Genomic DNA, 22,352 nt, shown 5'->3' with positions numbered 1-22,352 from the left:
TACTCAACGTGAATGAACCCAGGACGAGCAAGCTAAACCAACTTGAGAGACAGCTACCGGAAGGTCTGCTGGTAGACTCGGCTTGGCTCACTGAACATGGCTTCGCGACCAACCTGCGCAGCCATTACGTCGCGACAGGCCGCCTCGAACAGCCCGCCCGGCGCGTCTACCGTCGCCCGCGCGGCGCTCTGTCCTGGCAACAGGTGGTTATCTCGCTTCAAACGCTGCTGCTCAGAAACCCGCTCACCGTGGGAGGGCGTACCGCACTTGAACTGCAAGGTTTCACTCATTTCCTCAAGGAGGCAGAGACCGAAATACATCTGTACGGCTCCAAGCCGCCGCCATCCTGGCTCTACACGCTGCCGTTGAAAGTGCGCTTCCTCTATCACAATGACCGGACGCTGTTCCGCAACGAGCCGGTTCATTTCGGGACGACCAGCCTTGCGTGGGATATGGCGAAGAACAAGCTTTCCGACGCAGCGGCAGCCACCAGCTTCACCGTACAGCCTTGGGGCCAGTGGGATTGGCCGCTGACTCTCTCGACTCCGGAACGCGCCATTCTGGAACTGCTTGATGAGCTGCCTGCTCGAGAAACCTTCCATCAGGCAGACAAGCTGTTCGAGGGGCTCACGTCGCTCAGACCGCGCCGATTGCAGAAGCTCCTCGGCGACTGCAAGAGCGTCAAAGTAAAACGCCTCTTCTTCTTCTTCGCAGCCCGGCATGCGCATTCATGGATCAGGTTCGTCAAACGCGACGACTTCAACCTCGGCAAAGGAAAGCGCATGCTCGTGAGAGGCGGGCGCCTCGATCCGGTCCTCCAGATAACCGTTCCGGAGGACCTGTAAATGCCGTTCTCCGAACAACACCGACGCCAGGTCTCGCTGCTCGTGCGCATCCTTCCGCTGGTCGCGCAAGAGACGTGCTTTGCGCTGAAAGGCGGGACAGCTATCAACCTGTTCGTGCGCAACATGCCGCGCCTATCGATCGATATCGATCTCACCTACCTGCCGGTGAAACCGCGCGCCGATTCCCTCAGTGAGATCGATGCCGCCATGAAACACATCGCGGAGCGCATCCGCAATACTATCGACAAGGTCAAGGTGGTCGAACAGCAGCATGAAGGAGCGGTGACGTGGCTCCAGGCCCGCGCCCGCGGCGTCCAGATCAAGATCGAGGTTACGCCGGTCCTGCGAGGCTGCGTCTTCGAGTCCGAACGCCGCACCGTGTCCGAAAAGGTTGAGAATGAATTTGGCTTTGCGGAAATTCAGGTCGTCTCGTGGGGCGACCTCTATGCCGGGAAGATCGTCGCGGCGCTTGACCGGCAGCATCCGCGAGACCTGTTCGATGTCCGTGATCTGCTGGCGAACGAAGGCATCGACGACGATCTGCGTACAGCCTTTGTCGTCTACATACTCAGCCATCACCGGCCAATGAGCGAAGTTCTTGCGCCAGTACGCAAGGCGATCGGCGACGAGTTCATGCGCGGCTTCGACGGAATGACCGACGAGCCGATATCGCTGGACCAGCTTCTTGCCGCGCGTGAGGCCATCATTCGCGAGATGGTCGGCAAGATGCCGGACAGGCACCGCGCATTTCTTCTGTCATTCGAGCGTGGAGTACCGGACTGGGATCTGCTCGGCGTGACCGGCGCAAGCGACCTGCCTGCTGTCAGATGGCGGATACAGAATCTCGACAAGTTGACGCCAGAGAAACGCGCTGCCCTTGTAGTGGACCTTGAAAAGGCGCTTGGCCGAGGAACCTGATCCATGGATCGCGCATATACCCGCAGGGAGTTCTACGACCTGGTCTGGTCACAGCCCATGAGGACGCTCGCCGCGGACTTCGGAATCTCCGACGTTGCGCTCGCAAAGCACTGCAAGCGAATGAACATCCCAGTGCCCGAACGCGGCTACTGGGCTCGGAAGCAGGCAGGAAAGCCCGTCAGCAAAGTCTCTCTGCCGCCACGATTCTTTGGCGCGACCGATCGGATCGGATACTCCAGGGACGCATCGGCATATGGCTCTGACTGGGCGGAGCACTTCGTGAAAATGGTCGTGCCGGAGCCGCCGGAGTTCGACGAAGACATGGACTCCGTGAGGTATCGCGCCACCAAACTGGTTGGCAAGGTCCGTTACCAGAAGACATTCGAGCTTGCGCATCCGCTCGTTTCGCGGCTGCTGGCGCATGAGGAGGAGGAGAAGCACTATGCCCTGAGATGGCAGCTGAGCTCCCCCAGAACCAAATACGAGACGAGTATCGAGCGACGTCGCCTCCTGCTGATCAATACAATCTTTCTCGCAGCAGCCCGCCTTGATTGCCGTCCGTCCATGAGCACGTCCAAGTATCAGGACGAGCGTGATGGCCGTCCGCTAGACATCAAGATTGGCGATACAAACGTGCCCTTTACCATTGAAGCTGTTGCGTCTCGGAAAGAGCCACAACGCACACGACTTCGGCTTGCGCTGGGGACGGCGCATAGTCGGGCCGGCTTCTCACAGTTCTGGGAGGACGACGACACGACACTACTCGATCATCAATTGACGACAGTGTTGGTCGAGATGCTGGTAGCGGCAGAGGAGTCCCACCGGCAAAACCTGGTCAGGCACAGGGAATGGCTCGTTGAGCGCAAGGCGGACGCCGAGAAAGAACTGAGAGAACGCGCGGAGAAGGCGGAACGCGAAGCAAGGCTTCTGGCCGAGAAGCAGGCGCGTGAGCGCGTCGCCCTTTTGTTGGCGCAAGCCAGGGAGCTTGAGAGAGCGAACCGGATCCGCACATATGTCTCGACCGTTCTTTCTCGCGCGTCGGAGATTGAGGCACCTTCGGAAGCTCTTGACGAATGGGCTGCGTGGGCAAGAGAGCAAGCCGACAGCCTCGACCCTCTTCTGAATGGCGCAGTTGTGAAATCAGTATCTCGCCACCGCGATCTGCCTGCATGACCTGATGCCAGTGCCGCGTCCCAGTGCAATAGGCATAAGCCCTGCACCGGTCAGGGCGTGTCCCTCGCTGCGCTCGGGCCGGGCTCTATGCGGTCGCCTATGAGGCGATCGGCCGCACACAGCCGCCCTCCAGCCAAGTCGATAGTCGGGCAGCTCCGCCCTCGGTAACGATCCCTCACGCATCTGAATGGTGGCGCTCCGCGCCGCGTTAGCCCGATTGGGGCATAGCCTTTTCTTCAGTCATGCCAATGGCTTGGCGATTGTACTGACTGCGCTGGCCGAGATGGCGCAACTAGCGCCACTATCGCGTGCTGTCCACCCAGCCAAAACACAGCGCATCCCCCGTAGATGTACGAGCCACGGAGGCATGATGAGCGGACAATCGGCGGCCCGCTTCGGCGGCAGGGACCCAACCTCAGATACCTTGGCATAAAATTCCTGACTAAAGAACAATGAAAATCGCCATAAGGGAACCGTTGGGCCAGCACCCACCGACAGATCCGCTGCACCGTCAGCACTACGATTGACCGCACACACAGGTTCGGGTTTATTCGCGCCCCTACCACCGGTGTGCCCCTGTGGCGGAATGGTAGACGCGGCAGACTCAAAATCTGTTGCCCGCAAGGGCGTGTTGGTTCGAGTCCGACCAGGGGCACCACTCTTTTCAAAGACTTAGATCCGTCTTCGGTCCTCGCCGAGGTGGAACGAACGCGAAGAAGCGACGGTCGGCGGACGGCAGGGCGTCTGGCATGCCCGGGTGAATACCTGTGAGTTTTTCGACGTATCAGCTCGCCGAAGCAATCACCCGCCGGGACGACAGATCTCCGGTGTAGCTTTGGCTCCAGAGCTACCGTCACGTTTCGACCGTACCAAGCTCCGGCAGCGACGATGATGGGCTTGGGCAAAAGGTTATCGCCTTCGCCAACAGTCCGATCGCTACCCAAGCTAAAGTCGTTTTAAGAAACCACTCAGCGACACGTGAACATCTACCTGCCGGCTCGATGGAAGACCCGTGTCGGTATGTCGTTCAATTCCTCGCAGCCCCCTTCTGTCACCACGACCCCGGCGCCAATGTTGATGCGCCGATTGCCCAGGCACGCGTTGGGTTCAAGCTCAAGTGCCATGCCCGGTTGAAGCACCAAGTCCGCGCGCCGTATGCCAACCTTTGTTTGACCTTCGATCCAGCCTTCCTGCGTATTGGCAAGCTGGTCGCGGTTCAGCGGCGTGAAACCCGTTGAGCCAAAGGTGAAGGTATGAAGCAGCGGCGTCTTGCTCCAGCAGCCGGACTCGCGGAACGGCCCTTCCATCGCCGCGACGACCTCGCCGAAGGTTATGCCAGGGCGGATGGCGCGCACCCCAGCGTCATAGGAGCGCCGCGCAACGCTTTCGCATTTCATCAGATCGGGATGCAGCGGATCGAGCGCGATACACATCTGCACCTGCGCCTCCTGGCCGCCATAGATCGTATGAATCTCCGCCTGCACAACATCGCCAACCTGCAGGACGCGCGGTGGCTCGGCCCGCACGGTCCAGCGCGGTACACCCCAGGAAATGTTGTCCGGGCCGGACTGCAGGCTGAAAGAAGGATAGCGAGTGTCACAACCCCAGCGATGGATCTCGCGCATCACCTCAGCGTAGACCGTGGCCTCGCTGACATCGGCCGCGCAGACTTCAGCCATGACTTGGCATGCTTCCTCGCTGACACGCGCGGCAAAACGCAGAAGCTGCAGCTCGTCGTCGCTCTTCAGCAAGATGAAGTCGGTCAGGTTCTGCGTAAAGTCGACCACCCGGGCCCGCGGTAGTGCTGCGGTCAGGCTTGCATGAAAGCCCAACGGTAGCAGACCTTCCATCTCACCCGGCGCAGTAGGGCCAAAGCCGACGAGGCCGATGCAGCCTTCTGCAAGACCGCGCTCCGCCAAGATGGCAGCGATTCGGCCGCCGCCGTAGCCGATGCGGATATCGTCGATCCAGCAATCGTAGCCGCGCCGCACGCTTTCGTAGGCGCGCGACACGCGCGAAGGGGAAAAAGCCAGCATGACCGGTGGGCTGTCCAGCGGCAACACGACGACGGCATCGAGGAAATCGTCGCTCAAGTAGCTTTCCAGTCGTTCGCGTCCCTGGAAACTGCCAACCACGATAGCGTCGATAGCCCGGCTGCGCATGATCCGGCGCAACCCGGACCAGCGGCGGTCCCGCTCGCGTAGCGGCAAAGTCGGACCAGCCTCGACTGGCTTCATGACCGCTTGATGTCGTGCAACGCCTGGCGCTGCATTTCGATTTCCACATAAGGCCGCGCGTCGACCACACGCGCGCCGCCGGCTTTCTCGTCGATGCCGCCCATGCGCGGTGCCGGCTTGCCGGCAAGGCCCCATGTCTTGGGAATGATGCGGTTGTTGCGCATCCAGTGTTTCTGACGCTTGCCCTCCAGCATGAAGCCAAGCTCGCGACGCCATAGTCTCCGGATCACGGCGATGCCGATGTCACTGCGGCCCAGGCGTTCGGCGCCACGGTCGGCGCGGCGGCCCTGGCCAATCTGGGCAACATCGTCCTGCAGGCGCACGAGGTCGACGCGCTTATAGTCGACGTCACGGATGCTGATCATGCCGCCGAGGATCTGTTCGCATACGACCTGGTGCGGCAGGTCGATCTCCTCGCGCCGCTTCTGGCGGCGATTGTGCACGCGCTCGGCCGCCTCACCGACGACCGGCACGCGATGTAGGCTGAACTGAATGTGACGGTCGTCATCGATCGGAACCCACCAGAAGAGCGATTCCTGCCAGCCGATATCCGGGTCTGTCGGCAACGCGTTCATATAGAAGACGTTCGGCATGCCAAACTGTTGAACGCGGAGCTGGCCGTCTGAGCGTGTAAAGGTATAGGTCACACCCCAGTCGGATTCCTCAGCCCGCAGGCTGCGGCCCAGGCCGATGCCATTGAAGGCCGCCTGGTTGTCGCCATGGGTGAAGCCGACATGGGCCATGTCCAATGCGTTCTCGAGGTTCTGGAAGTAGTTGCAATCACGGAAGTACGAGTCGATTTCCAATAGTCCGTCGAAATTCTCGAACTCCGGGTAGCGCGGCAGATCGGGCGGCTCTCCCTCGCCGAAATAGGCGAAGATCAAGCCGAGATACTCGTGTACCGGTTTGGAGGTCAGCTGTACTTTACCGCAGAAGGCATTCTCCTCCGCCGGCTGCTCCAGGCAGGCGCCGTGGCCTGCGAACTTCCAGCCATGATAGAAACAGCGTAGCGCATCCCCCTCGACCCAGGCGGCCGATAGCTGCATGCCGCGATGCGGACAGCGCGCATCCACCAGGAAGATGCCAGTCTCTCCGCGATAGAGCGTGAAGTCGTCGCCCATGATCCGAAGCGGCACCGGCTTGCCCTGCACCAGATCGCAGCCATGGTAGATCGGTTGCCAGAATTGGCGCATGTAGCGCCCAGCCGGTGTACCAGCACCAGTCGCGATGAAATCGTCCTTACGCAGGGTCGGGCCTTTGATCGTTGCCGCCTGTGTCATGAATGGCTCCTGTGAATCGTTGTCTCTCGCCGCGGCTCCGACTAGGGGCGCACGCGACCGGTCTTGCTGATGGCGTAGTCGATGAAGGTGGTGTCGATCATTCTGTCGACGTCGGCCTTGCGCTTCACCGCGCCGTAGCGGGCATACCAATCCTGCTGATCAACCAGGCTGGGCTTGGATATCTCCGCATTCGGGTCCATGTAGCTCCACTGCATTTGGTCATAAACCGGTCGATCCTTGAGACTGGTGTATTTGATCAGGATGTCGATGACCGTGGCCCGCTGATCGCCGCCGGTCATGGCGTTGTAGTAGTCGCGCACGCCCCTCAGATAGGCGACAGTGAAGGCCTTGGCCTGGTCCGGTTTCGCATCGGTCCAGTCCTTGCTGTACAGAATCACCGAGACTTCCAGCGGCGGATTCTTCAGCACATCGGCGGCTCGCTTGTAGACATAGGCCGACTTGCGGTCGGCATAGCGCGCTGCGAACGGTTCGGTAACGGCGCCCCAGTCGATCGCCTTTGTGTCGAAGGCAGGCCCCATGTCGGGCCATGACAAATAGACGATCTTCAGGTCGGTGACGCTCAACCCCGCCGAATCCATGAACTTGCCCATCATGTAGTGCAGCGCGCCGTAGGGCGCGTTCACCGCGACCGTCTTGCCTTTGAGATCGGCAAAACCGTTGATGGAGTTCTTGAGGTCTTCGCGCCCTAGCAGGGTGTCGCTGGAATAGCCCGGCATGTCGCGCGTGCGCGCCATGACGATACGTACCGGCCAGTCGCGCTCGAACGCGTTGAATAGGCTGGCGCTTGCGCCGCCGCCTGCGACCTGGATCTGGTTGGTCGAAAGCGGCGCAGTGGCGTCGGTAGCCGAACGGAAGCGCTGTAGCCGCACATCGAGCTTCTCTGCAGCGAAGTAACCTCTGTCGAGCGCAATATAGAAGGGCGCATCGGCCGTAATACCCAGATCGCCAACAACAATCGGCTGGGCGACCGCCGTCGCCGCATATCCCAGCCAACCCAGCAATCCAACTGTGATGGTCCTGCATATCCGCGCGGCAAGCGTCATGATGGCTCCTTGTCACTTAACCGCGGCTCAGCGGTCATCGCTGCGCCATGGAATCAGGTGACGCTCTAGTTCCTTGAGGACAAAGCTGGCCAGGAGGCCCAGCACAGTAATGGCGATGATGCCGACGAACATGTTGTCGATCACCAGTGTCTGCCACGACGTCCAGATCAGGAACCCGATGCCGGCACGCGAAGCGACGAATTCGGCGCTTACCAGCACGATGAAGGCGACGCCCAGGCTGATGCGCAAACCAGCGAAGATCGTGGGCAGCGCTCCGGGCAGGATTACGCGTCGAAACAGCTTCGGCCAGGGCGTCGCGAAGTTGCGCGCGACATCGAGATAGACACGATCGATGCCCATGACGCCGACCGTGGTGTTGATGGCCACGAGGAAGAAGACGGCGACGGCCACGACGGCGATCTTGGAGCCGTCGCCGATGCCGAAGAACAGCATCAACAGCGGCAGCAACGCGATCTTCGGCACGGGATAGATCGCGGCAATGAGTGGATCGAGCATGGCGCGCACGAAGCGGTTCAGCCCCATCACCATGCCGATCAGGATGCCGGGGATGGCGCCGAGCGCAAAACCGATGGCGAGGCGATAAAGGCTCGCCGCGACATCGATGAGGAGCTCACCGGTCAATATCAGCTGCCAGCCGGTCTGGAAGATCTGCGCCGGCGAGGGCACGTAGCGCGCGCTGATGACGCCGAGCTGCGACAGGATCTGCCACAGTGCCAGCACAGCGACCGGGGTCAAGATGGTGAGCAAGCGCTCCTGGGCGGTCTTTGCCAGCCTCATGGCATGCCGATTCCCTCTGTTTGCCGTGCCGTCTGCACTTCGTCCTTCAAACTGCGCCAGATGTGCAGTGACAACTCGCCGAACCGAACATCGGCGCGCAGTTCGGCCACCGAGCGCGGGCGCGCGAAAGGCACAGGGATGACTTCCTTGATGCGGCCGGGATTGGCAGACATCACGACGATGCGGTCGCTGAGGGCAATGGCCTCGTCGATCGAATGGGTGATGAATACGACGGTCTTGCGCGCATCTTCCCAGAGGCGCAGGAGTTCGTCCTGCATCAGGATCCGGTTCTGCGCATCGAGCGCTGCAAAGGGCTCGTCCATCAGCAGGACTTCCGGGTCGGTGACGAGCGCTCGCGCCAGGCTGACGCGCTGACGCATCCCTCCAGAAAGCTGACCGGGATAGTGATCGCGGAATTTCAGCAGCCCGATTGTTTTCAGGAATGGCTCGACTTGCCGGTGCCGCTCGCGCCGGGAGAGACCGCGCACCTCGAGCCCGAAGGCGACATTGTCGATCACCGTGAGCCAGGGAAACAGCCCGTGCTCCTGGAACACCATGGCGTTCAGTGGCCGGCCGACCTGATCGCTGGACGGCACCACGCGCACGCTGCCGACCGTCGGCTGTTCCAGACCGGCCACGATGCGCAACGCCGTGGTCTTGCCGCAGCCGCTGGGACCGACGATGCAGATGAATTCGCCATCGTCGATGGTGAGGGAGAAATCCTGCAGCGCGGTAGTCCGACGCGATCCGGCGCCGAAGGATTTGCCCAATCCTTCGATCCTGACCTTCTCTCCACCGCTTCGGGCGGGCGAAGTGTCGCCCGATCGCTCCCCCAATCGCACGTTCATCGCCTCGTCCTTGATTGAACGTCGCGCGCCACCGCAGACTCGCGAATAGTAGTTTTCGTCATCTAGTTGTACTTGGCAACTATTATTTTTGATCCTATTGTGGTGACGCTTGAATGCGGAGACTGGCGTGCCGTCACAACGGACTGTAGCTGCGAGAAGAAACGCCCGGTTGGCGACCACGGCGGCGGTCGGACTGCCCAAACGGGCGACGCTCAAACTGGAGAACAACCTCTCCTACAAGCTGTCTATCTTGAATTTCTTGATGGGGAAGGTGACTGCGAGCATCTATCGGTCGAAAGATCTCAGCGTTCACCAATGGAAGGTGCTCAGCGTACTGTACGCTCACGAGCCGATGCCGGCGTCCGATATTCTGCGCTGGGTTACGCTGGATAAGGCGGCCATATCGCGTGCCGTGCGGCAACTGCAGCGTCTCGAACTGATCGAACGCAAACTGCATCCGATCGACGGTCGTTCCGTGAATATCAGTCTGAGCGCGCAAGGACGCGAACTTTACACCCGGATGTCGGAGGAAATGGCCGTACTGCAGGCATCCATATTGGCCGGCTATAGCGAAGAGAAGGTCAAAGTCTTCCTTGCAATGTTGAGCGACATCGAACAGCGATTGCGCGACGCCTAGACAGGGCTGCGCTTACAGTCGGCGCGAGCAGGCACATATACTTCCCTGCCTCCTTCCAGCGCTTCCCGGATGAGATAGCGGAAGGGTCAACAGCATCTTCGCCATTTTCTCAAAATCTGTTGCCCGCGAGGGTCGGCCAGCTCGAGTCGACCAGGGGCACCATTTCGTCAACGACCTACGCCAGCGCGCACACCATATAGGTCGCGGCATCCCCGTAGGACTGTGGCCCTGGCGTCAGTTCTGGCGTCGTCACCCCTCGATACCCCTGCCGCTCCCAGAACGGCTGTGAATTGTGGACTGATGTCAGAGCGAGACGGCTAAATCCTTCGCTTCTCGCAACGCGCTTCAGGAGGTCGGATATCTGGACACCGAGGCCCCCTTTTCGGGTCGCCGGCAAGATCGCCACGTCATGGACATAGAGACAGTCCGCATCCTTGGGAATGTCGCCCAACATGGTGTTGAGCGCCGGAATCCGCCCAAGTCTCCACGGATGAGCGATGCAGTACCCATCACAAACGGCGTATTCAGCGTTGGCCGCGACGAAACACCCTTTCGCATAGAGGTTCAGCCTTTCCGCGAACACCACCGGATCTTCCGGATAGGCGGCGTGAACCGCATCGGCGATCCTGTTGACGGCGTCCAAGTCCGCTGCCGTCATCGGCCTCCAGGCGAGCATCATCGCGGCTCCTGTTAAGCGGCAGGCGTGGCGAGAGTGGTCACGACGTTTGCCTCCGGCGACGCCGACACAACGACTGAAACGATGTATCCTTCACTTAGCTTCTTCGAGAAAGACTTATGAGTAAATTCAACAAAACTCATCACATCGGCTCGATGTGTGCGCCGGCCACGCACCTGCGCCGAGACCGCCTCAAGACGCACGGGTGATTTCAATGACGCAAGGCGCTGGTTTGCTCAATCTTGCGGACGAGCGCGGTGTGCTGCGGGCCTCGATCCTGGCGACACTGCTCATCTCCGCGCTCGGCATCGGCTTCGGATTGGCGGCTGGCTCCTTTTCCATCGTGTTCGACGGTGTCTACCTGCTGGTGGATGCCAGCATGAGCATGTTGGCGCTGGTTGTCGTGAACCTCATCATGTCCCACGCGGTGTCCAAAGACCTTCCCGACAGGATGCGACAACGCTTCTCGATGGGCTTCTGGCATCTGGAACCCATGGTGCTCCTTCTGAACGGCACGCTGCTCATCGGAGTCGCTGTCTATGCACTGGTGAATGCCATCGACAGCCTGCTCAATGGCGGTCGCGACCTCCAGTTCGGCTGGGCCATCATCTACGCAGTGGCCACCGTCACCGTCTGTGCAGCCATCGCTTTCCTCGAGGCGCGGGCCAATCGGAAGATCGGCTCCGATTTCGTTCGCCTCGATGTGAAGGGGTGGATCATGTCCACCTGCATCACCGCAGCATTGCTCGTCGCGTTCTCCATCGGCTATGCAGTCCAGGGTACGCCGTGGCAATGGGTGTCACCTTACATCGACCCTGCGGTGCTCGCCGTGGTCTGTGTACTCATCATCCCGCTGCCTGTCGCAACACTCCGGCGGGCGCTCGGCGACGTGCTCCTGCTCGCACCGGATGATTTGCGCCAACATGTGGATGCGGTCGCCAGCGCCTTCGTCGAGCGACACGGATTTCGATCGTATCGAGCCTACGCAGCCAGGGTGGGGCGATCGAAGATCATCGAGCTCTACTTCATCGTGCCAGTGACGATGCCAACGAAAGCGATCGGCGAGTGGGATGCTCTGCGTGATGAGGTCGGCACGGCAATCGGCGCCGCGGACCCGCATCGATGGCTCACGGTAGTCTTTACGGCAGACCTCGCATGGGCGGACTAAGCGCAGGATCGCGGCTACACCCCGTCCTTCGTCAACGACGAATGACGCGATCGCGCGATAACCATGGACCGATCGAGGAAGCGATAGTCAGTCGGTGATGAATTGAACCGAGCCCGGAACGAGCGGTTGAAGTGGCTGAGGTCCTTGAACCCATTCCGGAGCGCTATATCGGTCACTGTTTCGTCGTTGAGCGACGCGCCGGCGAGGTCCGCTGCACTGCTATCGAGGCGCATGTTTCGAATGTAACGAGCCACCGAAGTGCCATCATCGGCGAACAGCTTGTTCAAATAGCGCGGCGATAGCCCGAATTCGTTGGCGACGCGAACCGGCGCAAGAGCCGTGTCGGGCAAGTGACGCTGGATGAATGACTTCACACGTGCAAGCGTCGCACGTTTGTGGCCGGGCGGCGCCCAGGCTGCTCCGCCCGTCATGACAGCAAGAACCGTTTCGAGCAGGTCGATCAAATGCAGCATCAGCCTGGCATTCACCCGAGCATGCAGGTTGGTCGCTTCCCGGCTCAAGCCGAGGGTAAAGTTGAACAGCATGGCGCCGACCTGACCGGCACGGGAGAAGTTGAGCGCCGTCATGCGTTGCAGATCCGATGCACGCGATAAGATCTTCCGATCGAACTTGAAAACGATCACCTCGAATGGCTGGTCCGAGTGGATAATAAACGGCCGATCGGGCACACACAGCGTCCCGTCGCCCGGGCCCACGATCGCCGTTCGGCCATCCTGCTCAACAACGAGCGTGCCCGAAACGACAAAGTGGACGATCGCCGATTGGGACCAGTGGTTTTCGCTTAACCGCGGCTGTCGAATGACCCGGCACGGCGAGGATGTCATCGTCATGAAGCCGAATCGATCCTGAAACACTATTGTCGCGTCGACATCGAATGCCTGGACAGCCGACAGGGTTGCGATGCGTAATCCAATGACACTGTTGCCAGTGAAGTCATGCCAATAGTCGAACTTGTCGCGACGCGGCAGGTGTAGCGTGCTGACTGTCGCGATGTGCTGATTTGAACTCTCGAGTTCGCTCACTGCGATCTGCGCCTTCGATTCAAAAGACGTGTGCACGCCGGCCAACGGTCGACCGACGATACCTCAGCAGTTGTGGCCATACACTTTGTCAAGGTCGTGATCCTATCCCATCACCACTCAAGTTGACGGTTTTTGACGTCCACCGTTCATCGCGAGCGCGCGGTCACGATAATCGGATGGAGACCATCCGAATGCGTCGCGAAAAGCGGTGCTGAAATGGCTCGCATTCTTGAAGCCGTTGCGCAGGGCGATCAGCTTGACCGGCTCATCGCCGTGCGTGAATGAAACAAGCTCCGACGCCGCATTGCGCAAGCGCTTGTCCCACACATAGCGCATGACGGACGTGCCTTCACGCTGGAACAGCCTATTCAGGTAGCGTGGCGACAAATTGAGCACCGCCGCCACCCGCGCCGGCGTCAACGCCGCATCGTGCAGGTGCGCCAGAATGACGGCCTTCGCTTTGATGATTGTCGCCTCCTGTGACGCGGATGACAGCGAAACCGCCCTATTGTTCAGCTCCGAAAGAAGCGTTTCGAGGAGCGCGGCAAGATGCTCCGTCAGGCGCTCGAAGAGAATATTGTCGAACGCTGCCGCGTGCTCTCTTAGATCGCAGGCAAATGCAAATAACAGCCGTCCGACCCCGGGCGCCTCCGCGAATCGGAGAGCAGTCAAGGTGCGCAAATCGCAAGGATCCGACAGTCGCGTCCGTGGAAGCCTGATCGCAAAATGATCAGGCGCAGACTCGTGACGCACCGCGTAAGGACGGTCCGCAACACAGAGCGTTCCATCGCCAGGCCCCAGAATGGCCATGCGGCCATCCTGCTCGACGGTGAGCCTGCCCCTGACAACAAAGATCAGGATGATGTGATTATTTCCGCCGTCGAGAGATTGTTTTGAATTGCGAACAACGATGCAAGGCGTTGACCCCGTCCGCACCTGATCAACGTCACCCGGCGATGCTGGGTCCTCCGCGGCTTTCATCGAAGCAGAGACGATCTCGCGCAAAGCGGGCACGGTTCCCTACACTGGTGTCATCGGTTCTGATCGATTGGCTCGCGGTTTCGCAGCGCGTTCGGCTTCGTTGCGATACTACGCCGTCGTTCGTCGGGCCAAGTACCGAGCCGTCATGGCTGCCTCCCGCCCGATCAATTCGCATTGGCCTGTTAGCATGCCTCGAGCGAGGGCCTTTTCGGAAAACTCAATGGGCCGTTTGGGCACAGCAAAAAATGGGGAGCAACGATACTTTGAGCCCGAAGAGGCGCGTCCTCAGCAAACATTGCATGCTTACCAATTTCGATCTCGCAACGCTCCGATCTTTTGCCCTCATTGCCCGAGGCCACACCTTCGCAGAAACGGCAACCGCCGTCGGCAGATCACAGCCCGCGGTCAGTCTGCAGATTCGTCGTCTTGAAGCCTCCATCGGCGCACCGATCTTCCACCGCGGCCATTCGTCCGTGACCTTGACGTTGGCGGGCCAACGTCTCCTCCCCTATGCGCAACGCCTTATCCAAATAAACGACGAGGCCGTTCTCAACACCAGCCAGATTGCATCGAAGCGCTTGCGCGTTGGCATTACGCTGGACCTGGCAGAATCGGTGTTACCGCAAGTGTTGTCCGAGTTCCGATTGGAGCATCCCGATCTCGATGTCACGCTGTGCATTGATGATCCAAACCGATTGATCGAAGCCGCTCGCGGTGATCAGCTTGATCTCGCCATCGGTCTCCACGGGAACGACGGGCTGAGCAATGGCGTCATTGCGGAAGCCCCCATGATTTGGATCGGAAAACAGGGGTTCGAGCCATTCGAGGATGGACTGCTACCGCTCGCGCTCTGCCAGAGAGACTGTTCGTTTAGAACCACGGCACTCCACGCGCTCGGAATAGACTTTCCATTTCGGGTTGCTGCCACCAGCTCGAGCCTGGAAGGGATCCTGGCTCCGGTGCGGGCCGGCATTTGCATCACAGTCAGAACCAGACATCTGCTCGCACCATCGCTGGCGGACGTTGGCGCTGAACTCAACCTGCCGACACTTCCCAACCTGGGCTTCTGCTTTTATGCGCCGAAAGCGACATACCCTGTCCGGGATGACCTGATCGAAATATGCCGGACCCGTCTTCGGCAGTAACTGTCATGGCGCGATCCGCGACGCACTTTCGGCTCTCTTTTGCTCTTTCTCTGCAATCGGATCCAACCCGACCAGGCGAAACGGGGCCACTGCAGCAAAATCAATCAACCTAATCAGACAAGCCGATAGAACCCGCCACGACTATCCTGCCTGCAGAGCAAGCAAAAAAGCATCCGGAGGGAACGCGACGGGGATCTGGAGGAAGCATAATGGCTACAATTGATCTTACCAAAAAATCCATGGAAGTCAGGCTCAGCAGGATGCGGATGTCGCGACTGGTGATGTTAGCGCTATTTGTGGTTTCGATGGGGGCAGCCGCGAGCATGGGAGTGTTGCTTGTGCGCCAGTGTTACGATCATTAGGATGGTGCACCATTTCCAGAGTGACTTGGCTCACCCGCGACTCTCTTGAGTCCGATCACGCCGCCACGATCTCATATCGAACTGCAGATGACGGCCGTCGTTCCACTACTGCACGCCGCTGCCCATCAAGATACGCCTCGACATCGTCGCGCATTTCTGGCGGCAAACGACTGAGTTCGTCGCGCGCAGCAGCAGCGGTCGTGATCCCCAGCGATGCCGCAGCGAGTATCCAGTCGACGACCTGGAACAGGGACTGCCAGCCGCTCCCACAGTAAGCCTCGATATCGAGAAAGCGCGGTGTCCGTCGTTGAAGACATGCCCTCATCTCGGCATAGCTCTCCGAGAGCTGCGCTGTTGCGGCATCTCGCCAGAAAGCCGTATCGCGCCTCTGGCAGTCATAGTGCATGCGCAGGAAATCACGGATTCCTGCCCAACACTGCGCATTGGCTCGATTGAATCGCTCGATGGTCTGATGGCCGATAATCCCGCCGGTGCCGAGGAAAATCCGCTCCAAGTTTCTGAGCTGTTCCAGCAGCTGGCCCATCGAGGTCGCTTCAAGGGGCTCGACCGCGCCCGAGGCGAGCCCAAGGGCCACGACGTTGTTAACCCACGCCGTTTCAAAGTGGCCCGGTTCGAAGCGGAGCATCGGCATGGGCGTCATCGCCTGTCCAAACCGGGTCGCGATCTCTGCGATAGCCGACGGCTCGTCAATATGACCACTACTGAACACGTAACCGGCGCCAATCCGATCGATCTGCGGTGCCAGCCACGTCCATCCGGCGTTCATCGAAACGGCGTGCGTCAACAGCGCGGGGTTTCCGGAAGTACGCCAGTGAAAGGGAATCACCCGATCGGCCAACAAATGGTCGGAGAACGATCGCCACGGCGCACGAAAGGTATTGCCGATGCCAATCCTGGCCATGCCAGAAGCATCGATCACGAAGTCGACGCCCAAGCTGTCTCCAGTTATGCGCAGCGCTCGCACGTAGCCTCGCTCGTCAAGCTCCAGCGCGTTCACGCGCGACGTCCGATACTTGACGCCGCGCGCGAGCGCTGCCTTGCGGAAGTAGTTTGCCGCCCGGCGACCGTCGAAATGATAGGAAGCCACAAGATCCGCTTTTCTCAGCAGCGCCGGTATGTCCTTCTGCGGCGCATTTCGCGCGATCGTCTCAAAGCCTGGTATCCAACTGTGAAGATCCAATCCGGCAGCGATCCGGGCCGACAAAAGCGGGCAGAAACCGTTCTGCCGCCAGCTCAACTCACGGCTTCCAGCGCTGCAAAAGAGGCGATAGTAACGGTCGTTGCGGTCGTCGCCTCGCCAGCCTTCGTAAACGACCCCCAACTTGTAGACTGCGCTTGTTTCACGGACGAATTCGTCAACGGGGATCTTGTTTCGGCGCAGGCCGTCCACAAGGTTGACATGTGCACTGACGCCAATATCGCCCGCGCCTCCACCAGGCGTGTCAATGAGCGTCACGTTGACGTCCGCTCCCAGGACACGCCGCAGCATCAGCGCCGAAAACCAGCCAGCGATCCCTCCGCCAACGATCGCTGCAGTTTTCACTGCCGTCAGATCAAGCATCCACGCTCCCAATCTAATGTTGATGGCCTGGCTGTTCTTTCGCGCGCCACCGGAGCAGATTTTCTGTATGGAAGAGAAGATAGCCCCGGTTCTTGTCCAGAGATTCTGGGAGCCAGGCGCTTCCGACTACTGTCGCGGTAGAGCCAAATCAAATTGAAATTTCAAATCATCGTCATGAGCTTCGGAAATGTTGCGCGACGGATGAACCGCATCAAGGCGACCCGAAGACCGACCACTCTCGAACAACGACCGCGCCCTGAAGAAGGACGGTCCGTCAGAAATGCTGCCTGCACAGCTCGATCAGGTCATCGCGGGCCGGGTGCCGCTCGCGCTGGCGCGTATAGAGGCAGAACGTCACTGGGGGAAGCTTCGGCAGGTCGAGCTCTTCGCCCACATCCGCCAGCATGGGAGCCAGCATGTGCCTGGTCCGGACCGTAACGCAGAAGCCAACTCTGACCGCAGCCACAAGACCGCCGAGGCTTGGACTGATCGCGGCGATCCGATACGGGCGATTGGCAGCAGCCAACGCATCCAGGGCGGCGGATCGAAATGTGCACGGCGCTTCGAACAGGGCCAGCGGGAGTGGCCGATCGCCCGGTCCCGGAAAGCCCCGACGCGCAATCCATATCATGGATGCTTCCGTGAAAACGCCTTGATTGAGTGGGTCGTCGCGCGTCAAGGCGATGACGACGTCGAGTTCCTCGCGATGCAACGCTTCAACGAGCGCCTTGGACGTGTCCACACGCAAGGTGACTTCAACACCGGGGTGCTCTTGCATGAATCGCTGAAACACCTCCGGCAGCACCGATTCGGCGAAGTCCGGCGTGACACCGAGGGAAATTGCCTGCGGTGCAGTGTCATTGAAGCTGAATATCGCCTCGTCATTGATTTGAATAAGACGCTGGGCGTAGCCCAGCAGCCGCTCGCCTGCCGTCGTCAGCTCGACACCCTGCCGGTTGCGGTGAAAAACGGAGGCACCAACGTCGCCTTCGAGTCGTTGGATCTGCAGACTCACCGCGGACTGTGATCGCCCCACAGCCTCCGCTGTTTCAGCGAACGTACGACCCTGCGCAATCAGCACAAAGGACCGAAGGATGGTAAGATCAAGATTGATGGCCATTTGACAACAGTACCTCATCTTCACGCGAAGTGGCGCTTTCCCGAAGAAAGAGGAATGCGCTTCGGCGCCATCTGCGCGGTTGGACTGTTCGACCCAGCCAAGCGTGGTGTTCGCAATGACCGGCAGACGAGATACAGCGACATCCACTGGACGCCCAACCGCTGTCTGAGTGCCGCAATCGATCTACGGAAGAGGCGGAACAACAACGGGGCGGCCCACTCGCCGCGGCTCCGGACAGCGCCTCAGGCCCCAATCCGCAATGGTTCTTACCGTCGATTCGCCGCGTTACCTGAACAAGTTGTTCGCCAGTGAAGACACGTCGGTCGCACGCTTCATCTGGGAGGAACGCCTTCAGCGCGCAGCACGCATGCTCGGCAACCCGGCCAGATTGCCCATCACGACTGTCGGGCTCGACAGCGGCTTCAGCACTATGAGCCACTTCAGCCGCGCCTTTCGTGATCGCTTCGGCCTCTCACCCCGGGGCTACCGCGCGCAGCGCTCGCAATGACGGCATGGCGCCGTTGCTAGCCTTCCCCGCACAAGCCGCCAGCGCCGCGTCGGCGCATCCGACGCCACGACCTTGGTTGTTACCGCTTGTCGTCGCTTGCGCGTTCGACGCAAGACCGGCAAGCCGCCCAAGTGCGAGGAACGCGCCTGGTACGGTGCGACGCAACATGTAAGGTTTCTGGTTTCTGAAATGCAAATTTGAATTCTAAATGTCCATCATTAGTTTTCATTATTGATAGATGACCTGCATGGGGCAGCATATACTTTGGCATTTAACTAAATACCCATGTGTGGAATTATAGAGGTGCTTCAGCCTGTTTCTCCCTTTTGGAATCTTCGCAGCTTTACTGACAGCCGTTCCAATCCATTGACGGTGTCCTATGACCAAGATCCGGCTCCCGGTGGCTCGTCGATGTCGCTGTCGAGATGAAGTCATCCCCAGGCGTCAACTTAACCACGATACGCCCGAAGCTCGAATTTCTTCTGGCTACAACGCCGCTCTGAATGATGGCGGCAAAGCCGTCGCCGCGACCCCCAGCGCTGCAATGCAGATCCTGCGCAGGGTGCAAGCCGAGGCACATGTCACCGGCACGTGAACCGACAGGCATGCCCATGCCGAAGCAAACGACTGTCCTGATCGTCGATGACGAGGTCGGCCTGCTCGACGAGATGCAAGTCGCGCTGACCCGGGAGGGTTTCAGCGTGCTTGTCGCATCGAGCGCCGCGGCCGCGCTGGAGGCGTGCACCACCCGTACTGATATCGCTGTCGCCCTCATCGATGTCGGATTGCCCGGCATGAACGGCTTCGATCTGATCGAGGCCCTCACTAACCGCTTTCCGGCAGCCTCGCGACCGCGAACGGTACTGGTCACCGGCCAGGGGTCGGTGGATATGGTGATCCGCGCCATCCGGATCGGCGCTTTCGACTTTCTCGAGAAGCCGATGGCACGCAGTGAGCTTATTGCCGCCACGCACCGAGCCGCGAACAGCTGGATAAAGGGAGGCCTCTGAAACGACCGCAGCGAATATCGCGCCAGGGCCCGAAACCCGCGTCGGGTTGCTCTTTCCGGAGCACTCCCGACGCGAGTCCCGGACAGGGCGGCACCCACCACACCCTGCACCGGAGAGCCTAGAGGCGCCGAGTCGCCCCGCCATTCCCCTGCCCACTACGCTGAGGCACCAAAGATCGCGCCAACCTCGACGCGAGCGCTGACTACGATCACAAACAATAAAATAGCAAATTTGATTTTTTAATTTTGGATATTTATTTTATTTATCATCAAAATAATCTGTAATATGCTAAAATTGTTAGACATTTGTTTGAATCCGACATGCGGAATATCATCTATTTTCTTGGTGACTTCCATGCCTGGTGAATTCTAATTCAAACCAATCCGTGATCGATCTCACTGCCCACGTGAAGCACGGATATCCGATTTCCCAGCAAACACCTGAGCGATGCGAAACAATACGTTCGCCAAAACGGGATGGTCAGCAATGTCTTGCCACGCTGACTTCCGATCGACTGTTTCTCGTCTTGCGATCGCGGTGGCACTCCTGCCCGCACCCGTCATGGTAGGGCAGGCATTTGCCGAGAACGAGTGTGGGACGGGGACGACCGTCACCTGCGTCGTCGATCCAGGCAACTATCCGGATGGAATTACTTATTACGCCCCCCCGACACTAAGCCTGACGTTCGATCCTGGCGTCGTGGTCAGTCCGCCACCGGGAACCGGCGGCCTCAATGTGTCCATCAATGGCGATCTGTCGATCGATACGAGACAAGGCACTGTCACGACGACAGGTGCGTATGGCTACGGCATCCAGGCGTATACCAGCGGGGCCTTGACCATAACGACTGCCGATGTTTCGACGACCGGCGACTACGCCGGAGCCGTGTCGGGAAGCAACGGAGAAAGCCCGGCCATCATCGACACGACGGCCGGGTCGATATCGACCACCGGCAAGTCCGCCTCAGGGATCTACGGATCGTCGAGTGGTTCAATAGCCATCACGACCGGCGACGTCACGACATCCGGCATCAACTCGAATGCCGTCAGCGGATACCTGAATAGCTATACCGCCCCCGGCACCCTGACAATCGACACAACCCGTGGACAGACAACAACGACGGGCGGCGGCAGCGTTGGTGTTTACAGTAATGTTTACAATGGTGGAGCCTCGATCACGACGGGAGCCATCACAACGCAGGGGGACAGTGCGCCCGGGATTGCCGCTCTCCACGACGGCGTTGCCACCATCGACAGCACGGCCGGGCTGATCAACACAAGCGGGGATGGTTCAGCGGGCATTCACGCCTGGTCTTTCACGCCCACTTACGCAGCCGATATTCGCACGGGCGGCATCACGACCACAGGCGCCGGCGCCTTCGCTGTGGCGGCGGCGGCCATGGGCAGCGATAACGATTTCGATGGCGTGACGGAGGGATCCGGCTCCATCACGATCACCATCACGGCGCCGATCCGCGCCACCGGCTCGGAAGCCGGCGGCGTCGTGGCCGTCAGCTACCCGGGCGATAGCGCACCGTCCGGCACCGTCACGGTCAATGCCAACGCCAACATCACGGCGTCCGGCCAGAACGCGCCCGGTGTCGCGGCGTCTTCCTCGACAGCGCCTGTCGCCGTCACCGTCGCCGCGGGCGTCAGCGTCATGGGCGGCTGGGCGGCCAATCCGGGGGATCTGTCTGTCACCATCGCGCAGACGGGCACTTATAACGACGACGGCACTTTCGGCGCTCAGCATTCGATCGGCTCCAACCTGCCGGCTGCCGGCGTTGTCATTTTCAGCGGCGCAACGTCGACCGTGCCGGCCATGTCGATCAACAACCAAGGGGTGATCGGCGCGCTCAGCGACCTCGCCATCACCATGGGCACCACATGCGCAGCCGGCGGCGGCAGCAGCGGTGGGCTTCTGGTGGCCGCAGCAGCGGTCAACGACGGCAGCATGACCTGCATGGGGCGCACCGTGCCGGTGCAGGCCCTGCACGTGCAGAATGATGGCGTGGTCGAAGGCTACATCACGTTCTGGCCCGGCGCCGCACATGTCTTCAACAACAACGGCACGTTCAACATCCGCCACTTCGCCGACACCGACGGTGACGGCGTGCGCGACACCAAGCGCGTCTCCATCTCGGATTTCGGCGGCCCGAATGCGACGTTCAACAACATCTCGACCGACACCGTAAAATTCGCGCCGGTGAGCGGCGCCAGGACCGTCGACCCGGCCAACTACTATGTCCCCACCACGGGCATCGACGGCCGCAGCCTGGGTACCACGACCTACGACCTCAATCGCGAGGGCGTCGTGCAGGGACAATTCATCAACCTGGCCACCTTCAACAACACCGGCACCATCGACCTGCGTGGCCCCGTCGTCGGCAACACGCTGCTCATCACCGGCGGTGCCAGCGCGGCCACGCCCGGCACGGGCGTGTTCGTGTCCAACGGCGGCCAGTTGCTGAGCAATGTCGTGCTCAACGGCGGTGTCGACGGCGACGGCGGCAGCATCGCGGACGTGCTGATCGTCGATCGCACGCAGCTCGGGTCGGGCGCCACGCAGATCGCCGTCACCAATGTCGGCGGCGCCGGCGCCCTGACCCCCGGCAACGGCATCGAGCTGGTCGAGGTGCGCGACAAGCCCAACTCCGCCGCCGGCGCCTTCGCGCTGGCCGGCCGCGTGGTCGCCGGGCCCTACCAGTATTCGCTCTACCACGGCGGCGTCGGTGCCGACGCCGCCGACGGCAACTGGTACCTGCGCTCGGTGCTCGACTGCACGCAATCCCCGCCGCCCGCCGGCTGTCCCACACCGCCGGCTCCAAAGCCGGGCCCGGACCCAGATCCTGGCCCAGGACCGGGTCCTGGCCCGGGACCGGATCCGACGCCGCCGGCGCCCGTCGTGCCGGACTACCGCCAGGAGACGTCGCTCTACTCCGCCCTGCCCTCGATGGG

19 protein-coding genes and 1 tRNA gene are annotated in these 22,352 nt (G+C 60.5%); 10 read left to right on the top strand and 10 right to left on the bottom strand.

What is annotated here, in order from left to right; genetic code table 11:
* Positions 1-8 precede the first annotated feature (8 nt).
* The 4 genes from FQU96_RS34120 to FQU96_RS34105 all read left to right on the top strand — a co-directional run bounded on the left by FQU96_RS34120 (position 9) and on the right by FQU96_RS34105 (position 3,594).
* Positions 9-845, top strand: coding sequence for a type IV toxin-antitoxin system AbiEi family antitoxin domain-containing protein (locus FQU96_RS34120; protein ID WP_146545876.1), 837 nt, complete (start codon positions 9-11; stop codon positions 843-845).
* The gene (locus FQU96_RS34115; protein ID WP_146545875.1) at positions 846-1,763 is read left to right on the top strand and encodes a nucleotidyl transferase AbiEii/AbiGii toxin family protein; all 918 of its coding nucleotides are present in this window, start codon (positions 846-848) and stop codon (positions 1,761-1,763) included. It begins immediately after the preceding gene.
* Positions 1,764-1,766: 3 nt separating this feature from the next.
* A complete protein-coding gene (locus tag FQU96_RS34110) occupies positions 1,767-2,936 on the top strand; it encodes a peptide chain release factor-like protein (protein ID WP_146545874.1) in 1,170 nt (389 codons plus the stop codon).
* A gap of 572 nt (positions 2,937-3,508) precedes the next feature.
* Positions 3,509-3,594, top strand: a tRNA-Leu gene (locus FQU96_RS34105).
* 328 nt (positions 3,595-3,922) lie between these two features.
* On the opposite strand, the gene FQU96_RS34100 is transcribed toward FQU96_RS34105, so the two are convergent.
* From FQU96_RS34100 to FQU96_RS34080, 5 genes are read right to left on the bottom strand one after another with little or no spacing between them, the layout of a single operon-like run.
* Positions 3,923-5,173: a M24 family metallopeptidase gene (locus FQU96_RS34100; protein WP_178130898.1), complete on the bottom strand. Its 1,251-nt coding sequence runs from the start codon at positions 5,171-5,173 to the stop codon at positions 3,923-3,925.
* Complete coding sequence (locus FQU96_RS34095; RefSeq protein ID WP_146545872.1) at positions 5,170-6,453, bottom strand: Rieske 2Fe-2S domain-containing protein; 1,284 nt, start codon at positions 6,451-6,453, stop codon at positions 5,170-5,172. The genes FQU96_RS34100 and FQU96_RS34095 overlap by 4 nt, the downstream gene beginning before the upstream one ends.
* 41 nt (positions 6,454-6,494) lie before the next feature.
* Positions 6,495-7,517, bottom strand: coding sequence for an ABC transporter substrate-binding protein (locus FQU96_RS34090; protein ID WP_146545871.1), 1,023 nt, complete (start codon positions 7,515-7,517; stop codon positions 6,495-6,497).
* A gap of 27 nt (positions 7,518-7,544) precedes the next feature.
* Entirely contained in the window at positions 7,545-8,315 is a 771-nt protein-coding gene (locus FQU96_RS34085) for an ABC transporter permease (protein WP_146545870.1), read from the bottom strand.
* Positions 8,312-9,163, bottom strand: a complete 852-nt coding sequence (locus FQU96_RS34080; protein ID WP_146545869.1) for an ABC transporter ATP-binding protein — start codon at positions 9,161-9,163, stop codon at positions 8,312-8,314. The genes FQU96_RS34085 and FQU96_RS34080 overlap by 4 nt, the downstream gene beginning before the upstream one ends.
* A gap of 169 nt (positions 9,164-9,332) precedes the next feature.
* On the opposite strand from FQU96_RS34080, the gene FQU96_RS34075 reads away from it, so the two are divergent.
* Positions 9,333-9,800 (top strand): MarR family winged helix-turn-helix transcriptional regulator, encoded by a 468-nt coding sequence (locus FQU96_RS34075; protein WP_146545868.1) that lies wholly within the window; start codon positions 9,333-9,335, stop codon positions 9,798-9,800.
* 175 nt (positions 9,801-9,975) lie between these two features.
* Here the strand turns inward: FQU96_RS34075 and FQU96_RS34070 are convergent, their stop codons facing one another.
* Positions 9,976-10,479: a GNAT family N-acetyltransferase gene (locus FQU96_RS34070; RefSeq protein ID WP_218574991.1), complete on the bottom strand. Its 504-nt coding sequence runs from the start codon at positions 10,477-10,479 to the stop codon at positions 9,976-9,978.
* Positions 10,480-10,690: 211 nt separating this feature from the next.
* Between FQU96_RS34070 and FQU96_RS34065 the strand changes: the two genes are divergently transcribed.
* Positions 10,691-11,644 (top strand): cation diffusion facilitator family transporter, encoded by a 954-nt coding sequence (locus tag FQU96_RS34065; protein ID WP_146545867.1) that lies wholly within the window; start codon positions 10,691-10,693, stop codon positions 11,642-11,644.
* 14 nt (positions 11,645-11,658) lie between these two features.
* Here the strand turns inward: FQU96_RS34065 and FQU96_RS34060 are convergent, their stop codons facing one another.
* Together FQU96_RS34060 and FQU96_RS34055 are read right to left on the bottom strand one after the other, a co-directional pair.
* Complete coding sequence (locus FQU96_RS34060) at positions 11,659-12,687, bottom strand: helix-turn-helix domain-containing protein (RefSeq protein ID WP_146545866.1); 1,029 nt, start codon at positions 12,685-12,687, stop codon at positions 11,659-11,661.
* A gap of 117 nt (positions 12,688-12,804) precedes the next feature.
* Positions 12,805-13,701: a helix-turn-helix domain-containing protein gene (locus tag FQU96_RS34055; protein WP_178130896.1), complete on the bottom strand. Its 897-nt coding sequence runs from the start codon at positions 13,699-13,701 to the stop codon at positions 12,805-12,807.
* 266 nt (positions 13,702-13,967) lie between these two features.
* On the opposite strand from FQU96_RS34055, the gene FQU96_RS34050 reads away from it, so the two are divergent.
* Positions 13,968-14,813: a LysR substrate-binding domain-containing protein gene (locus tag FQU96_RS34050; protein ID WP_178130894.1), complete on the top strand. Its 846-nt coding sequence runs from the start codon at positions 13,968-13,970 to the stop codon at positions 14,811-14,813.
* A 417-nt stretch (positions 14,814-15,230) separates the two neighbouring features.
* Here FQU96_RS34050 and FQU96_RS34045 read toward each other — a convergent pair whose 3' ends face one another.
* Complete coding sequence (locus FQU96_RS34045; RefSeq protein WP_146545863.1) at positions 15,231-16,757, bottom strand: FAD-dependent oxidoreductase; 1,527 nt, start codon at positions 16,755-16,757, stop codon at positions 15,231-15,233.
* A 274-nt stretch (positions 16,758-17,031) separates the two neighbouring features.
* Positions 17,032-17,877 (bottom strand): LysR substrate-binding domain-containing protein, encoded by an 846-nt coding sequence (locus FQU96_RS34040; protein WP_146545862.1) that lies wholly within the window; start codon positions 17,875-17,877, stop codon positions 17,032-17,034.
* A gap of 259 nt (positions 17,878-18,136) precedes the next feature.
* Here FQU96_RS34040 and FQU96_RS34035 point away from each other — a divergent pair, with 259 nt between their 5' ends.
* The 3 genes from FQU96_RS34035 to FQU96_RS34025 form a co-directional block, all read left to right on the top strand.
* Entirely contained in the window at positions 18,137-18,385 is a 249-nt protein-coding gene (locus FQU96_RS34035) for a helix-turn-helix domain-containing protein (RefSeq protein WP_146545861.1), read from the top strand.
* Between the two features lie 605 nt (positions 18,386-18,990).
* Positions 18,991-19,395: a response regulator gene (locus tag FQU96_RS34030; RefSeq protein ID WP_218574990.1), complete on the top strand. Its 405-nt coding sequence runs from the start codon at positions 18,991-18,993 to the stop codon at positions 19,393-19,395.
* A 537-nt stretch (positions 19,396-19,932) separates the two neighbouring features.
* The coding region (locus FQU96_RS34025; protein ID WP_370461635.1) for a hypothetical protein at positions 19,933-22,352 on the top strand (2,420 nt) is incomplete at its 3' end.

The organism is Reyranella sp. CPCC 100927 (assembly GCF_007859315.1).
Lineage (GTDB): Bacteria > Pseudomonadota > Alphaproteobacteria > Reyranellales > Reyranellaceae > Vineibacter.
The sequence above is the reverse complement of the archived record's forward strand: the minus strand, read 5'-3'. Positions and strand labels throughout refer to the sequence as shown.

Bases quoted from the DNA above. Each gene is read 5' to 3' on its own strand.
- FQU96_RS34115 (WP_146545875.1), top strand. From the start codon at position 846: ATGCCGTTCTCCGAACAACACCGACGCCAGGTCTCGCTGCTCGTGCGC.
- FQU96_RS34110 (WP_146545874.1), top strand. From the start codon at position 1,767: ATGGATCGCGCATATACCCGCAGGGAGTTCTACGACCTGGTCTGGTCA.
- FQU96_RS34100 (WP_178130898.1), bottom strand. From the start codon at position 5,173: ATGAAGCCAGTCGAGGCTGGTCCGACTTTGCCGCTACGCGAGCGGGAC.
- FQU96_RS34095 (WP_146545872.1), bottom strand. From the start codon at position 6,453: ATGACACAGGCGGCAACGATCAAAGGCCCGACCCTGCGTAAGGACGAT.
- FQU96_RS34090 (WP_146545871.1), bottom strand. From the start codon at position 7,517: ATGACGCTTGCCGCGCGGATATGCAGGACCATCACAGTTGGATTGCTG.
- FQU96_RS34085 (WP_146545870.1), bottom strand. From the start codon at position 8,315: ATGAGGCTGGCAAAGACCGCCCAGGAGCGCTTGCTCACCATCTTGACC.
- FQU96_RS34080 (WP_146545869.1), bottom strand. From the start codon at position 9,163: ATGAACGTGCGATTGGGGGAGCGATCGGGCGACACTTCGCCCGCCCGA.
- FQU96_RS34070 (WP_218574991.1), bottom strand. From the start codon at position 10,479: ATGATGCTCGCCTGGAGGCCGATGACGGCAGCGGACTTGGACGCCGTC.
- FQU96_RS34065 (WP_146545867.1), top strand. From the start codon at position 10,691: ATGACGCAAGGCGCTGGTTTGCTCAATCTTGCGGACGAGCGCGGTGTG.
- FQU96_RS34050 (WP_178130894.1), top strand. From the start codon at position 13,968: ATGCTTACCAATTTCGATCTCGCAACGCTCCGATCTTTTGCCCTCATT.
- FQU96_RS34045 (WP_146545863.1), bottom strand. From the start codon at position 16,757: ATGCTTGATCTGACGGCAGTGAAAACTGCAGCGATCGTTGGCGGAGGG.
- FQU96_RS34040 (WP_146545862.1), bottom strand. From the start codon at position 17,877: ATGGCCATCAATCTTGATCTTACCATCCTTCGGTCCTTTGTGCTGATT.
- FQU96_RS34035 (WP_146545861.1), top strand. From the start codon at position 18,137: ATGGTTCTTACCGTCGATTCGCCGCGTTACCTGAACAAGTTGTTCGCC.
- FQU96_RS34030 (WP_218574990.1), top strand. From the start codon at position 18,991: ATGCCCATGCCGAAGCAAACGACTGTCCTGATCGTCGATGACGAGGTC.